The 14,352-nt window shown below is 72.7% G+C and carries 10 protein-coding genes and 2 pseudogenes; 9 read left to right on the top strand and 3 right to left on the bottom strand.

The window, feature by feature from the left end; translation table 11 throughout:
• Position 1: 1 nt before the first annotated feature.
• Positions 2-217, top strand: a complete 216-nt coding sequence (locus tag AB0761_RS36395) for a hypothetical protein (RefSeq protein ID WP_377273553.1) — start codon at positions 2-4, stop codon at positions 215-217.
• A gap of 259 nt (positions 218-476) precedes the next feature.
• On the opposite strand, the gene AB0761_RS36390 is transcribed toward AB0761_RS36395, so the two are convergent.
• From AB0761_RS36390 to AB0761_RS36380, 3 genes and pseudogenes are all read right to left on the bottom strand, one after another.
• Complete coding sequence (locus AB0761_RS36390) at positions 477-2,516, bottom strand: prolyl oligopeptidase family serine peptidase (protein ID WP_377273552.1); 2,040 nt, start codon at positions 2,514-2,516, stop codon at positions 477-479.
• Between the two features lie 95 nt (positions 2,517-2,611).
• Positions 2,612-4,003 (bottom strand): annotated as a pseudogene (gene lysA / locus AB0761_RS36385) (diaminopimelate decarboxylase); the annotation flags it as partial.
• Positions 4,004-4,008: 5 nt separating this feature from the next.
• Positions 4,009-4,629 (bottom strand): helix-turn-helix domain-containing protein, encoded by a 621-nt coding sequence (locus AB0761_RS36380; protein WP_377273551.1) that lies wholly within the window; start codon positions 4,627-4,629, stop codon positions 4,009-4,011.
• Positions 4,630-4,753: 124 nt separating this feature from the next.
• On the opposite strand from AB0761_RS36380, the gene AB0761_RS36375 reads away from it, so the two are divergent.
• The 8 genes and pseudogenes from AB0761_RS36375 to AB0761_RS36340 all read left to right on the top strand — a co-directional run bounded on the left by AB0761_RS36375 (position 4,754) and on the right by AB0761_RS36340 (position 14,263).
• Positions 4,754-5,668: a MurR/RpiR family transcriptional regulator gene (locus AB0761_RS36375; RefSeq protein ID WP_377273550.1), complete on the top strand. Its 915-nt coding sequence runs from the start codon at positions 4,754-4,756 to the stop codon at positions 5,666-5,668.
• A 17-nt stretch (positions 5,669-5,685) separates the two neighbouring features.
• A complete protein-coding gene (locus AB0761_RS36370) occupies positions 5,686-7,056 on the top strand; it encodes a M20/M25/M40 family metallo-hydrolase (protein ID WP_377273549.1) in 1,371 nt (456 codons plus the stop codon).
• Positions 7,057-7,247: 191 nt separating this feature from the next.
• Positions 7,248-9,104, top strand: coding sequence for an ABC transporter substrate-binding protein (locus tag AB0761_RS36365; RefSeq protein WP_377273548.1), 1,857 nt, complete (start codon positions 7,248-7,250; stop codon positions 9,102-9,104).
• Positions 9,105-9,117: 13 nt separating this feature from the next.
• Entirely contained in the window at positions 9,118-10,194 is a 1,077-nt protein-coding gene (locus AB0761_RS36360) for an ABC transporter permease (protein ID WP_377273547.1), read from the top strand.
• A pseudogene (locus tag AB0761_RS36355) lies at positions 10,191-11,122 on the top strand (ABC transporter permease). Before AB0761_RS36360 ends, AB0761_RS36355 begins: the two are co-directional and overlap by 4 nt.
• Positions 11,119-12,177, top strand: coding sequence for an ABC transporter ATP-binding protein (locus AB0761_RS36350; RefSeq protein ID WP_377273546.1), 1,059 nt, complete (start codon positions 11,119-11,121; stop codon positions 12,175-12,177). The pseudogene AB0761_RS36355 and the gene AB0761_RS36350 overlap by 4 nt, the downstream one beginning before the upstream one ends.
• A complete protein-coding gene (locus AB0761_RS36345) occupies positions 12,174-13,295 on the top strand; it encodes an ABC transporter ATP-binding protein (protein WP_377273545.1) in 1,122 nt (373 codons plus the stop codon). Before AB0761_RS36350 ends, AB0761_RS36345 begins: the two co-directional genes overlap by 4 nt.
• Entirely contained in the window at positions 13,292-14,263 is a 972-nt protein-coding gene (locus AB0761_RS36340; RefSeq protein ID WP_377273544.1) for a hypothetical protein, read from the top strand. Before AB0761_RS36345 ends, AB0761_RS36340 begins: the two co-directional genes overlap by 4 nt.
• Positions 14,264-14,352: the final 89 nt, after the last annotated feature.

The raw sequence follows: 14,352 nt of genomic DNA, 5'->3' as shown, positions 1-14,352 counted from the left end.
CGTGATCAGCGAAGCAGCGAGGGCGTCCGGTACGGAGTGGGCGGCCCGGTCGAATGAGCAGGGGGTCGAAGTGGATGCGATCCTGGCCCACCTGCGAGAAATCGGCTTCTCTCCGATGGACTGCATTCGAGTGATCATGAACATTTCCGGCAGCCCGCTCGCCGAGGCGACACGAATTGTTCATTTCAGTCGTGCCTGGCCGGAGCTGAGCGCATAACCGGCAGTCGGGCCGTCAGAAACGGCAGAAGCCCCACCGGAACAATCCGGTGGGGCTTCTGCCGTTTCTGACGGCCGTGGCTGACAGCAATGTCAGCGGCCGGGTCCAGCACAAAGCGGAGCTTTGTCATCGTCTTCGAGCATCTCGGCCCGCGCCCATCCCCCGCGAGCGCGGGGAACAGGAAGACGATCGGCCGGTGGCTGAGATGCTGCCCCTCCGGACGGCACACTCAGCGCCCAGGATGGGACGGCCGGAGGTGTCACTGCGGTGTGCCCCGGTCGATGACCAGGCCCATGACGTGCTCGTACAGTTCGACCTCGGCCAGGATCGAGCGGGCGACGCTGTCCGCCTTGCGGAACCCATGGCCCTCGCCGTCGAAGACGAGGTAGCGGTGCCAGAGCCCGCGTGCGGAGACCGCGTCCACGATGCGCTGCGCCTGCTCCGGGCGGCAGATGAAGTCGTCGGCGCCCTGGAGCATCACCAGAGGGGCGGAGATGTCGTCGGCGTGGGCCAGCGGCGAGACCTGCTCGTAGCGTTCGCGGTCCTGGGGCAGCCGGCCGATGAGGTACTCCAGGTAGCGGGACTCGAAGTCGTGGGTGCTGCCGCCGGCCCAGTCCAGGGCGTCGCTGATCGGGTAGTAGACGGCGCCGGCGCAGAACTCGTCGGTGCGGGCGAGGCAGGCGAGAGTGGTCCAGCCGCCCGCCGAGCCGCCTCGGACGGCGGTCCGGGCCGGGTCCGCGAGCCCCTCGGCGGCCAGGGCCCGGGCGACCGTCACGCTGTCGTCGACGTCGACCTGGCCCCAGGTGTGGCGCAGCCGGTCGCGATAGGCGCGTCCGTAGCCGGTGGAGCCTCCGTAGTCGACGGAGGCGACGGCGAAGCCGCGGCTGCAGAAGTAGGAGAACTCCGTGTCCGGGGTGGCGCCGGTGGCGCTGGTCGGGCCGCCGTGGACGTGGATGAGCAGCGGCGGGGTCTCCCCCTGCGGCCCGCGGACTGCGGGGTTGGTCGGCGGGTGGTAGACGTAGTGGACCTGGTGGCCGTCCGGGGCCTGCGCGGTACGGCGCTGCGGTACGGCCCGCCAGGGTGCGGTGGGGTCCGCGGCGGGCGCCGTGCAACGCCGGGCCGGCGCGGTGGGTGCGTCGGGGGCGGTGGGCAGCGGGACCCGCAGCACGGCGGTGCCGAGCGCGGCGGAGCCGGCGACGAGGGCCACGGTCTGCCGGTCGGCGCCCAGGTCGCCCTGGAACTCCGTCCAGTCCGGGGCGAGCGGCTGCAGTGCGCCGGTGGCCGGGTCGAACAGGGCCAGCTGCTGGTCGCCCACGCCGTGCCGGAGCACGACGCCGGCGTCGGTGACGGCGAACCAGGCCGGATCCACCCGCCAGAGCGCGCCGGCGCATTCGCGCTCCATCGGCAGCAGGTTGGTGACCTGGTGGGCGCCGTCGTCCGACAGCCGGATGCGGTGCAGATTGGCCCAGCCGTCCGGGTCGGCCATGGCGAGCAGTGTGTCGGGGGCGGCCCATTCGGCCTGCGGGACGCTGACCTCGCCGCCGCCGAGCACACGCTCCGGGTCGACGGCGACGCCGTCGGCGAGCCGCGCCACCATCAGGTCGGTGGCCTCCCAGGGCATCCGGGGGTGGTCCCAGCCGATCCAGGCGAGCCGTCGTCCGTCGGGGCTGATCCGCACGCCGGAGATGAAGTGGTGCGAGCGGGCGACGACGCGGATCGCGGTGGGGTCGGCGGCTGCGCGGCCGTCCAGGGGGATCGCCACGATCTCGCGGCTGGTCCGCCCGGCCGGGTCGGCGTCCTCGGGGCCGGTGGCCTCCCGGGTGGTCTCGCGTACGCACCACACCTCGTCGCCGGGGCCGGGGACGAAGCCCGCGTAGCAGGTCTCCACGCCCGGCTCGTCGGGCGGGGTGAGGGGTGCGGGTACCGGTTCTGCGGAGGCGCCGCCGGGGAGGACAGGGACCTGGGCCCGGTGGACACGCTGGTCCCGGTGGTCAGTGAAGACCAGCAGGTGCCCGTCGCCGGAGTGCTGCAGGACGAGGTAGGGGCGGCCGCCGTAGCCGAGGGAGCGGTTGCGGACGCTCCAGCCGGGGCCGAGCACGGGGGCCGGTGCCGTCCCGTCCTCGCCGCAGCGCATCAGCCGCACGGTGGCGGTCTGCGGGTCGGAGGCGCACCACCAGGTCTCCTGGCCGACCGGCGCGGGCCAGGTCAGCCCTCCGGAGGAGGCGGCGACCTGCTCGGCGGTGATCGGGCTGGGCCACTGCCCGTAGGGCAGGGTGGTCGCGGGTGCTTCGGTGATCATCAGCGGCGTTCCTGGAGTGCGTGGTCGGTCCGGGGTGCGTGGTCGGTCCGGGGTGCGTGGTCAGGCTGGGGTGCGTGGAGGTCGAGCGGGAGGCCCCCGCTGTCGCGGCGGCGCAGGTCCGCGAAGGTCTCGCGGCGGACGAGCAGCCGGGCCTGTCCGTCGGCCACGGAGACCACGGCCGGCCGCGGTTGGTGGTTGTAGTTGCTGGCCATCACGTGGTGGTAGGCGCCGGTGACGGGCACGGCGAGCAGGTCGCCGGCGGCGATGTCGTCGGGCAGGGCGATATCGGGGACGACCACGTCGCCGCTCTCGCAGTGGCGTCCGACCACGACGCTGTGCCGGGGGTCGCCGACCGGGGTCCGGTTGGCGGTCCAGGCGGTGTACTGGGCCAGGTAGAGGGAGGGCCGTAGTGCGTCGCTCATGCCGCCGTCGACGGAGACGAAGCGGCGCCGCAGGCCCTGCTTGACCACCCCGACCCGGTACAGGGTGATGCCTGCGGTGCCGGCGATGGACCGTCCGGGTTCGACGGCGAGCCGGACCCGCGCGGGGTCGAGCGCCTGCCGGATCCCGGCGTGCAGGGCGGCGACGAACTCGGCGGGCTCCAGCCGGGCGCCGCCGGGGAGATAAGGGATGCCCGCCCCGCCGCCGAGGTCGAGGTCGGTCACGGTGATGCCGTGGCGTTCGTCGAGGAGCCGGACGAAGCCGGCGACGCGCTCCGCGGCCAGGCGCAGCCCGGCGATGTCCAGGATCTGGGAGCCTATGTGGGCGTGGATGCCGGCGAGGCGCAGCGAGGGGTGGCGGCGTACCCGCAGGGCGCCCTCCTCGGCGTGGCCCTGTGCCAGGGGGAAGCCGAACTTGACGTCGTCTCCGCCGGTGGCGATGTAGTCGTGGGTGTGCGCCTCGACGCCGGGGGCGATGCGCAGGTACACGTCCTGGACCCGGCCTGCGGTGTGCGCGGCGGCGGCGAGGTCGTCGATCTCCTCGAGACTGTCGGCGACGACGACGCCGATACCGCGCCGGACGACGGCCTCGAGTTCGCCGGCGGGTTTGTTGTTGCCGTGCAGCACGATCAGGGCGGGGTCGAAGCCGGCGTCCACGGCCAGGTCGAACTCGCCCTGGCTGCACACGTCCAGGTGCAGGCCCTCGGCCTGGACCCAGCGGGCCGCCTCGGCGCACAGGAACGCCTTGGAGGCGTAGTGGACCCGGTCGGCGCCGGAGTCGCGCCACTGCCGGGCGCGGTGGCGGAAGTCGGCCTCGTCGACGACGTACAGCGGAGTGCCGCAGGCCCGGGCGAGCGCCGGCATGCTGACGCCGCCGATGTGCAGTTCCCCCGCGACGGTGCGTGCGGTGAGGGGCCAGACCTCGGGGGCCTGTTCGGGGCCGGCGGCGGGGGCGAGGCCGTCCGGGAGGGCCGGAGCGGGGCACTGGGGGGCGCTTGCGGTTGCGCCGGACGGTGGTGCCTGCCGCGGCGGGTGGGCCGTGGTCACGGGTGTTACTCCTGCGAGGTGAGGACGATCAGCATCAGCAGGTCGTCGCTGGGGTCGGTGATCTGGTGGGCGTCGGCCGCGCTGTAGTGGCAGCTGTCGCCGGTGCGCAGGGTGTGGACGGTGGTCCCGACCCGTATCCGGCACTGGCCGGCGAGCACCAGGGCGACCTCCTCGCCGTCGTGCCGCACCGCCTCGGCGTGGTCGCCGCAGTCGGCGCGCAGCAGCCGCAGCGACAGCTGGACCGCGCCGTCGGCGGTGAGGTCCCAGATGCCGCGGTAGTCGGCCTGGGCGGCGAGCAGCGGCGCGGGGCAGAAGCGGGGCGGGAAGGGGGCCCCGGCCGGGGGTGCCGCGGCGTCCCCGCGGAGGAGGTCCGCGGGGGCCACGCCGAGCGCGGCGGCGATGTGGGCGAGGGTGCGCACGGTGGGGTTGGCGGCCCCGGACTCCATCTGCGACATGTAGGCGGGGGAGAGCCCGGCCTGGGCCGCGACGGCGGTGAGGGTCTGGTTGGAGGAGCGGCGGAGGCGGGCCACCGACTGGCCGAGCAGCGCGGTCGCCTCGTTCGCAGCGTCGTCGCGGCTGTTGTCCGTCGTCAGGTCGGCGCCCGGTGGAACCCTTGACGATGTCATGTGGCGACAGTAATACTCGCCCATCAATTAGATCAACGGATGCGTCAACTTCATTTGCCCGCAGTGAATTCACCCCTCTAAAAGCTGCCCGAGTCCTGCAAACCGGACATAAGAGGTACATCTGATGTCACCACTTCTGGCCCCCACCCCGGCCCTGGCCCTGCTGGCCGCAGCGGCGGAGCGGTGCGGTGCGGCAGGACAGCGGCTCTACCGGGTCATCGCGGACCAGTACCCCGACTCCCTCGAGCGCCGGCCCGGCCAGTTGCTGCGGGCGGCCGACGCCACCGCGGAGGAGCTGGACCGGCTGCTGGCGACCGCGGGCTTCGCCGACACCGATGAGTTGCGCAGCCGCGCCGGCCGGGAGGCCAACCGCCGCCTGGCCGCGCCCGATCTGCGGTTCACTCACCGGGAATCGGCGCCCGGCGACCGGGCGGCGCTGCGCCGCATCATCGCCGCGGAACAGGAGAACCTGGCGCGCACGCTCGGCGGGTTACTCTCCAACGGGGCCCTGGAACTGGCCGCGGCAGCGATCCTCGGCGCCAGGCGGCGCTGGGTGATCGGGGATCTGAAGTCGACGGGCTACGCCGCCCTGATCGCCTCCGACCTCGCACCGATGCTGCGCGATGTCACCGTGATCCAGCCCGGCTCGGCCGCGGCGGTCAATGCCCTGGCGGATGCGCATCCCCAGGATTCACTGATCGCCTACTCCTTCCGGAAATACGGCAGGCTCACCCTCCGGGTGGCGCGGGAATTCCACGAGATGGGCGCGACGGTGATCGCCCTCACCGACAGCTACACCAGCCCGATCTGCGCCCACGCCACACACATACTCGCCGTGGACACCCGGAGCGAGGCTCCCCACCACTCCCCCACCGCGGTCACCGCCACCGGGCATGTGCTTGCGGCGCTCGCCGCGGCCGGCGCCAAGGGCGCGGGCCGCCGCGAACGCCGCCGCGCGGAACTGGCGGAGTCGCTGGAGTGCTACGCCGACCGCCCCGAGCGGTCGCCGGGGCACCCGCCTGCACCGACCACCGACTGACCCGACGGAAGGCAACCGTGCCGTCTCCCTCCCCCTCCCCTTCACCCGCGGACACCGCCCCGGGCAGCGACACCGCGCTCACCGACGATGTGGTCGACTTCTGCTCCCGGCTGATCCGCTTCGACACCAGCAACTACGGCGGCGGTGACTCCCGCGGCGAGCGCGAGGCGGCCGAGTGGGTCGCCGGGGTGCTCTCCGACTGCGGCTACCAGCCGCAGGTGCTGGAGTCCGCCCCCCGGCGCGCAAGCACCGTGGTGCGCATACCCGGAGCCGACCCCTCGGCGCCCGCGCTGCTCGTCCACGGCCATCTCGACGTGGTGCCGGCCGAGCGCTCCGACTGGAGCTTCGACCCGTTCGGCGGGGAGGTCCGCGACGGCGCGATCCTCGGCCGGGGCGCGCTGGACATGAAGGACATGGACGCCATGATGCTGGCGGTGGCCCGGTCCTTCGCCCGCACCGGTACGCAGCCGCCGCGCGATGTGGTCATGGCCTTCGTGGCCGACGAGGAGGACACCGGCGCCTATGGCGCGGGGTTCCTGGTGGACCGTCACCCCGAACTGTTCGAGGGTGTCAACGCCGCCGTCGGCGAGTCCGGCGGCTACTCGGTGCACCTCCCGGACGGAAGCCGGCTCTATCCGATCGCCACCGGTGAGCGCGGCAGCGCCTGGATGAACCTCACCGCGCGGGGCCCCGCGGGCCACGGCTCACGGCCCAGCCCGGGCAACGCGGTGGCCCGGCTCGCCCGCGCGGTGGACGCGCTCGCCTCCCACCGCTGGCCGGTCCGGCTCACCCCGACCGTCGCCGCCCTGCTGGACGGCCTGGCCGAGCGGCTGGGCTTCACCGTGAACCCCGACGACCCGGCGAGCATCGCCCGGCTGGGCGAGGCGGCCCGCCTGGTGGAGGCCACGCTGTCCAACACGCTCAACCCCACCATGCTCACGGCCGGTTACAAGCACAATGTGATCCCGAGCGAGGCGGTGGCCGGCGTGGACGGCCGGATCCTCCCCGGCGCGGAGGAGGAGTTCTTCGCGACCGTGGACGCCCTGCTCGGCGAGCACCTCACCCGGGAGTTCGCCAGCTTTGCCGCGCCGGTCAGCGCCGACCACACCTCGCCGGAGTACGCAGCCATGGCCGGCGCACTGCGGGCACACGACCCGGAGGCCCTGGTGCTGCCGTTCGTGATGTCCGGCGGCACCGACGCCAAGGCCTTCGCCAGGCTCGGCATCCCCGGCTACGGCTTCACCCCCGGCTCGACCCCGCCCGGCTTCACCGTCTGGGAGTACGTCCACGGCGTGGACGAGCGGGTGCTGGTGGAGAGCCTCCACTTCGGCGTCCAAGTGCTGGAGACGTTCCTGCGCAGCGACCCGCTCGCGTCCGCGACCCCCTGACGCCTGCTGCCGGAGCACCAAGAACGCGGCCCGCAGCGCCCGCCCGCCCGACGTCGCCGTCCGGGCGGTCGGCCGCCGCTCCGCCCCTCCGTGCCGACCCGTCGCGACAGCGGCCACCGGCACGGCCCCCGATCGGCGGCAGGCAACCCCCTCCGCCTGCCGTGTCCCCCATCCCCGGGAGTGAGTCCCCCATGAATTCCAGAACCGCTGCCCCGAGAAGCACCCGCCGGCCTCGCCGGTTCGCCTCGGCGCTGGCCGCCCTCTCGGCAACCGTTCTCACCGGCGTCGGCACACTCAGCCTCGCCCCCGCGGCCGCCGCGGCGGACCAGGGCAGCACGCTGCGCGTGTCGATGCGCGGCATCGGCGTCGACTCGCTCAACCCCTTCCTTGCGTACTTCGCCGGCGCCTACGACGTGTTCGGGTCGATCTACCCTGCGCTCGACTACCTCGACCAGGACGGCAACGTCAAGCCCTACCTGGCCGACTCATGGACGTCGTCCGCCGACAAGCTCACCTGGACCTTCAAGATCCACCAGGGTCTGAAGTGGAGCGACGGCAAGCCGATCACCGCCCAGGACGCCGCCTGGACGCTGAACCTGATCATGACCAACTCCACCGCGGCCACCGCCAACGGATCCCTGGTCAGCAACTTCAAGTCGGTGACCGCCCCTGACGCGAGCACCCTGGTGATCAGCACCAAGACCCCGCAGGCCAACATGCTGTCCCTGAGCGTCCCGATCAACGCAATCCCGATCGTGCCGCAGCACGTGTGGGAGTCGCACGTCGCCGACCTCGGGAAGTTCAAGAACACCGACTTCCCCGTCGTCGGATACGGCCCCTGGACGCTGACGTCGTACAAGACCGACCAGTACGCGAAGTTCGACGCCAACAAGTCGTTCCAGTTCGGCGCGCCGAAGTTCGACCACATGGTGATGCAGTCGTTCAAGAACACCGATGCCGCCGTCGCAGCACTGCGCAGCGGCCAGCTCGACTACGTCACCAACCTCAACCCCACCCAGTACAAGGCGCTCAAGGGCCAGAAGGGCATCACCACCTACCAGGAGGCCGGCAACCGCTGGAACGCCGTCGAGCTGAACGCGGGCGCCAAGACCCGCGGCGGCAAGACGATCGGCACCGCCAACCCGGCCCTGGCCGACTCGGTGGTGCGCACCGCCATCGCCACCGCGATGGACAAGAAGACCCTGGTCACCAAGGTCGAGGACGGGTTCGCCAAGCCCGGCGTGGGCTACCTGCCGCCGACGCTGCCGCAGTACGCCTGGACCCCGTCGGACGATGAGAAGATCGACTTCGACCTGGCCAAGGCCAACCAGATGCTCGACGGCGCCGGCTACACCAAGGGCACCGACGGCGTGCGCATCAACCCGAAGACCAAGAAGCCGCTGGAGCTGCGCCTGGGCATCCACTCCAACAGCGACTCCGACACCCAGGTCTCCACCTACATCTCCGGCTGGCTCAAGGAGATCGGGATCAAGACCGACATCCAGTCGATGAGCAGCACCATGCTCAACGACAACCTGGCCAAGGGCGACTGGGACATGCTCATGGACAGCTGGAGCACCGGCCCGGACCCGACGTACCTGCTCAGCATCCAGACCTGCGCCGCCCTGCCCAAGGACGACGGCACCGACGGCAGCACCGACGCGTTCTTCTGCGACCCGCAGTACGACTCCCTGTTCCAGGCGCAGCAGAGCCAGTTCGACCCGGCGCAGCGGGCCGCCACCCTCGGCCAGATGCAGTCGATCCTCTACAAGGGCAACAGCGACATCGTCCTCTACTACGACAACTCCCTGGACGCGCTGCGCAGTGACCGCGTGACCGGGCTGGAGAGCGGCAAGGCGGACGCCTCGGGCGCCTACCCGGTGCAGTCGAGCTTCCTGGACTACATGCACGCCGCGCCGGTGGGCAAGTCCAGCGGCGGCAGCTCCAGCAACGGCCTGCTGATCGGCATCGGCGCCCTCGTGGTGGTCGCGGTCATCGGCGGCGCCGTGGTCCTGAAGCGGCGCGGCTCCGCGGACGAGCGAGAGTAGCAACGAGAACACTATGAGCACCTCCGACACCTCCACCGTGGTGCCGGATGCCCCCGGGCAGGGCCGGGAGGCGCCGAGCGGCGCCTCCCGGCCGGTCCGGCGGGACACCGGCTTCCTGCGGTACCTGGCCTCCAAGACCGCCGCGGCGGTCATCAGTTTCGCGATCACCCTGGTCATCGGCTTTGTGCTGTTCAATCTGCTGCCGGCCGACCCGGTGCAGACCATGACCCGCGGCCGTCCCACCAGCGACGCGCAGATGGCGCAGCTGCGCCACCAGCTCGGGCTGGACCAGTCGCTGGCCCAGCGGTTCGTGAGCTTCGTCGGCGACGTCCTCACGGGCCACCTGGGCACCTCCTGGCAGTTCCAGCAGAGCGTCACCTCGCTGATCGCCGAGCGACTGTGGCCGACGGTCCTGCTCATGGGGTCCGCCACCGTCATCTCCGCGGCGCTGGGCCTGTGGCTCGGCGTCCGGTCCGGCTGGCGGCGCGGGAGCCTCTTCGACAAGATCTCCTCCAGCGTGTCGCTGACCCTGTGGTCGGTCCCCACGTTCTGGCTCGGCATGATCCTGCTGATCGTCTTCGCGGTGGGGCTGGGTCCGGTCTCCGGATTCCTGCCGACCGGCGGTATGACCGACCCCTCGGCGGCCGACAGCGGGTTCGCGCACATCCTGGACGTGGCCCGTCACCTGGTGCTGCCCTGCCTGACGATGATCCTTGTGGTCTTCGCCCAGTATGTGATGATCATGCGTTCGTCGATCATCGACGAGCTCGGCAGCCCCTATCTGCTCACCGTCCGGGCCAAGGGCCTGACGGACGACCAGGTACGGCGCCGGCACGCGGTGCCCAACGCCCTGCTGCCCTCAGTGACCATGATCTTCCTGCACCTCGGCAGTGTCGTCGGCGGAGCGATCACGGTGGAGACCGTCTTCTCCTGGCCGGGCCTGGGCTACCTCAGCTACCAGGCCCTCCAGGTACCGGACCTTCCCCTGCTCCAGGGCACCTTCCTCGTCTTCAGCGCATCGGTGATCCTCATGAACCTCCTCGCGGACATCGCCTACCGGTTCCTCGACCCCCGGGTGCGTGCCCAGTGACCACCGCTGCCAACACCACCGAGACCGGGACCGGGACCACAGGCGGTCCCACCCCGACGCCCGCACCGCCGCGCCAGCATGCGCTGCGCCGCTTCGCCCGCGGGTTCGCCCAGCACCGTTCGGGCCTGGTGGGCCTGGGCATCCTGGCGACGATCGGCCTGCTCGCGCTCTGCTCGCCGCTGTTCATCGGCCCCGACCAGCTCGACGTCGTCAAGGTCGACGGCCCCACCCTGGCGCCCCCCAGCGGGTCCTACCCCCTGGGCACGGACCAGGCCGGCCGCTCGATCCTGCTGCTGGTCATCTGGGGAGCCCGCTCCTCGCTCACGGTCGGCCTGATGGCCACCGCGCTCACCGTCTGGGCAGCAGCGTCGGACTGCTGGCCGGGCACTACGGCGGCTGGACCGGCAAGCTGCTGATGCACCTGACCGACTGGTTCATCGCGCTGCCCAGCCTGCCGCTGGCGATCTCGCTGGCGGCCGTCATGGGCCAGGGCAGCGGCTCGATCACCGTGGCGATCGGTGTCACCTCCTGGGCGTCCACCGCCCGCCTGGTGCGGGCACAGACCCTGACCGTGGAGGCCCGCCCGTTCATCGAGCGCGCCAGGGCCCTGGGTGCCGGGAACGTCCAGGTGATGCTCCGTCATGTGCTGCCCAATGTGATGCCGCTCATCCTGGTCTCAAGCACCCTGACGGTGGCCTCCGCGATCCTGTCCGAGACCACGCTGACCTTCCTGGGCCTGGGCGACCCGACCAGCGTGTCCTGGGGAGCAATGATCAACTCGGCGTTCTCCGGCGGCGCGGTCACTGCGGGCGCCTGGTGGTACCTGCTCCCGCCCGGCCTGGCGATCCTGCTGGTCGTGCTGGGCTTCACACTCACCGGACGAGCCATCGAGCAGGTCCTCAACCCGCGGGCGGTGAACGGCGCATGACGCTCCTCGACGTACGCGACCTCACGGTCTCCTACCGCTCCGGCGGCCGGGAGGTCCCCGCGGTCCGCGGCGTGGACCTCTCCCTCGCCCCCGGCGACACCCTCGGTCTGGCCGGCGAGTCCGGCTCCGGCAAGTCGACCATGGCGCTGGCGCTGCTGCGCCTGCTCCCCGCGACCGCCCGGATCAGCGGGCAGGTGCTGTTCCAGGGCGAGGACCTGCTCACCGCCAAGTGGAGCAAGCTCCGCGCGGTGCGCTGGGCCGGCGCCTCCGTGGTGTTCCAGGGGGCGATGTCCGCGCTCAACCCGGTGCGGACCATCGGCGACCAGCTCACCGAGCCCATCCTGCTGCACGAGAAGGTCGACGAGCGCACCGCCAGGCAGCGCGCCGCCCGACTGCTGGAGGACGTGGGACTGCCCGCCCGCCGGCTGAGCAGCTACCCGCACGAGTTCTCCGGCGGGCAGCGCCAGCGCATCATGATCGCCATGGCGCTGGCCTGCCGCCCGGACCTGGTCATCGCCGACGAGCCCACCACCGCCCTGGACGTCATGGTGCAGGCGCAGATCCTGCAGTTGCTCACCGACCTGGTCCGCGAACGCGGCATCGCCGTCGTCATGATCAGCCACGACCTGTCCGTGCTGGCGCAGACCTGCGACCGGTTGGCGGTGATGTACGCGGGACGCATGGTCGAACTCGGCGCCTCCACGGAGGTGTTCGCCGACCCCAAGCACCCGTACACCTCCGCACTGGCGCGGGCCTTCCCCACCATCGGCGACGCCGCCTCCCGGCGGGCCCCGGCGGGGCTGCCCGGCGACCCGCCCACGCCGTCCTCGGTCGGCGAGGGCTGCGCCTTCGCGCCGCGCTGCGCGCACGCCGTCGACGCCTGCCGCAGCACCGCGACCGAGCTGTGGCCGGCCGGTCCGGGACGCCTGTCGGCCTGCATCCGGGTGCTGCCGGACCTCGCGCCCGCAGGGACGGCCGACCGCACCGGCACGACCGGCTCCGCCCCCGCGACCAGCGGCAGCGGCGCAGCAGCCATGGAAGGAGGCGCCTCGTGAGCGCCGAGACGATCCCTCCCGGCGGGGCCGGCGAGCACCCCCCGGCCCTGGAGGTCCGCGACCTGCACATCACCTACCCCCCGCGGGCCGGGCGCGGTCCGGCCCACGCGGTGGACGGGGTGGACCTGCAGCTCGGCCAGGGCGAGATCGTGGCCCTGATCGGCGAGTCCGGCTGCGGCAAGTCCACCCTGGCCCGCGCCCTGGTGGGCCTCAGCCGCCCGACCTCGGGCCAGGTGCTGCACCGCGGCGCGCCGCTGCGCCACACCGGCGCCGCACTCAAGGAGCACCGGCGCCATGTGCAGCTGATCCTTCAGGACCCGGGAGGCGCGCTGAACCCGCGCCAGAGCGTCTATGACGCGGTGGCGGAGGGCCCGCGCCTGCACGGCCTGCGCACGGACCTGACCGAGCGGGTCCACCAGGCGCTGGCCAAGGCCGGCCTGCGCCCCCCGGAGGAGTTCACCGGCCGGTTCCCGCACGAGCTCTCCGGCGGCCAGCAGCAGCGCGTCGTCATCGCCGGGGCGCTGGCGCTGGACCCGTCCGTGGTGGTGGCCGACGAACCGGTCGCCTCGCTGGACGCCTCCGTACGCGGCGAGATCCTCAAGCTGATCCTCGACCTGCGCGACCGCCTGGGCCTGTCCGCCCTGGTGGTCAGCCACGACCTCGGCCTGGCCTGGAACATCGCCGACCGGGTGGCGGTGATGTACCTGGGCCGCGTCGTGGAGATCGGCACCGTCGAGGAGGTGCTGCTGGAGCCCAAGCATCCCTACACGCAGGCGCTGCTGTCCGTCGTGCCCCAGGCCGGACGGCGCGAGCGGTCGACGCTGCTCCAGGGTGAGCCGCCGGACCCCACGGCGGTCCCGGGAGGGTGCCGCTTCCACCCGCGCTGCCCGCTGTGGGCGGCCCTGGACGGCCCCGGGCGGGAAGCCGCCGGCTGCGACCGCCGCGAACTGCCGGTGCTCTCCGGCGACCCCGCCGTGGGTCGCCAGGTGGCGTGCCATCTGGCGGCCGAGTCCACCACCCCGGCGGCCGGCAGCATGCAGGCCCCCGCTCCGGCGGCGGACGCCGAGGAGGACGAGGACGCAGCGGAGCCCATCCGGGAAGTCCAGGAGCAGCAGTGACGCTGTCCACGGGAACGCCGCCCCGCGGCACCACCCCTCCGGGCCGGCTCGCGCGGGCCGGCTCGGAGGGTGGTGCCTGCGGCGCGGTCGCGGCCCCCGCGGACCGTGCGCGCCCGGCACTCGATGTCGTGGTGCGGGACATCGACGGCCCCCGGGAGATGGCGGCCTGTGTCGAGCTCTACCACGACGTCATGGGGCTGCGTCCGGACGACGGCAGCCTCAACCCCCGCCTGCTGATCGCCATCCAGGCGAACAGCGGCATCGTCGTGGGCGCGTACGCCGGACAGGAGCTGGTGGGCTTTGCATTCAGCTTCCTCGCCCGGGACGCCTCACCGCCCAACGCCGCGGGCCGCGACGGCGTGGGGCGGCTGTACCAGTACTCCCAGCTGGCCGTGGTCGCCCGCCCGTACCAGAGCCGGGGCATCGGCCGTCTGCTCAAACTCGCCCAGCGCAGCCGCTGCCTGGCGTCCGGCACCACACTGATGCGCTGGGCGTTCGACCCGCTCAGGACCCGCAACGCCCACGTCAACCTGGATGTCCTGGGCGGTCGGGTCACCTCGCTCGTCCCCGCCATGTACGGCACGGGCGGCTTCGGGGACGACACCGGCGAGAGCACCGACCGTTTCGTCGTCACCTGGGAACTGACGGGCCCTGCGCTGCCGCCGCGCGCCCAGGCCCCGGCTTTCGCCGGCACGCCCGCGCGGCCCGGCGAGGCGTACGCCGACGGTGCCGACCGCCTGGTCGTACTGCCCGACGCCTGGCAGCAGCACCGCGAGGAGGTCGGGGCGGAGCGGGCGGCCCAGCTGCGCGCGAACCTGCGCAGCACCTTCGCCGAGCTGCTGCGGGACCACGCCGCCGTGTCCTGTACCCGCGTCGGCGCCGGGCTCGCCGCATACCGTTTCCGCCCGCACACGGCGGCGGGTGACCGCGCCGGTCCGGCTGCCGAGCCGCACCCGGGCGGCTGCTGACGGCAGTCGGCGCCCGCCCCCCCAGCGCGCCGACCCCCAGCGCGCCGACCGACCCGGAAGACACCGCATCCACCGCATCCACCGCACCG

The organism is Peterkaempfera podocarpi (genome assembly GCF_042466665.1).
In the GTDB taxonomy this organism is placed as follows: Bacteria; Actinomycetota; Actinomycetes; order Streptomycetales; family Streptomycetaceae; genus Peterkaempfera; species Peterkaempfera podocarpi.
The sequence above is the reverse complement of the archived record's forward strand: the minus strand, read 5'-3'. Positions and strand labels throughout refer to the sequence as shown.

Bases quoted from the DNA above. Each gene is read 5' to 3' on its own strand.
- AB0761_RS36350 (WP_377273546.1), top strand. From the start codon at position 11,119: ATGACGCTCCTCGACGTACGCGACCTCACGGTCTCCTACCGCTCCGGC.
- AB0761_RS36360 (WP_377273547.1), top strand. From the start codon at position 9,118: ATGAGCACCTCCGACACCTCCACCGTGGTGCCGGATGCCCCCGGGCAG.
- AB0761_RS36375 (WP_377273550.1), top strand. From the start codon at position 4,754: ATGTCACCACTTCTGGCCCCCACCCCGGCCCTGGCCCTGCTGGCCGCA.
- AB0761_RS36365 (WP_377273548.1), top strand. From the start codon at position 7,248: ATGAATTCCAGAACCGCTGCCCCGAGAAGCACCCGCCGGCCTCGCCGG.
- AB0761_RS36380 (WP_377273551.1), bottom strand. From the start codon at position 4,629: ATGACATCGTCAAGGGTTCCACCGGGCGCCGACCTGACGACGGACAAC.
- AB0761_RS36390 (WP_377273552.1), bottom strand. From the start codon at position 2,516: ATGATCACCGAAGCACCCGCGACCACCCTGCCCTACGGGCAGTGGCCC.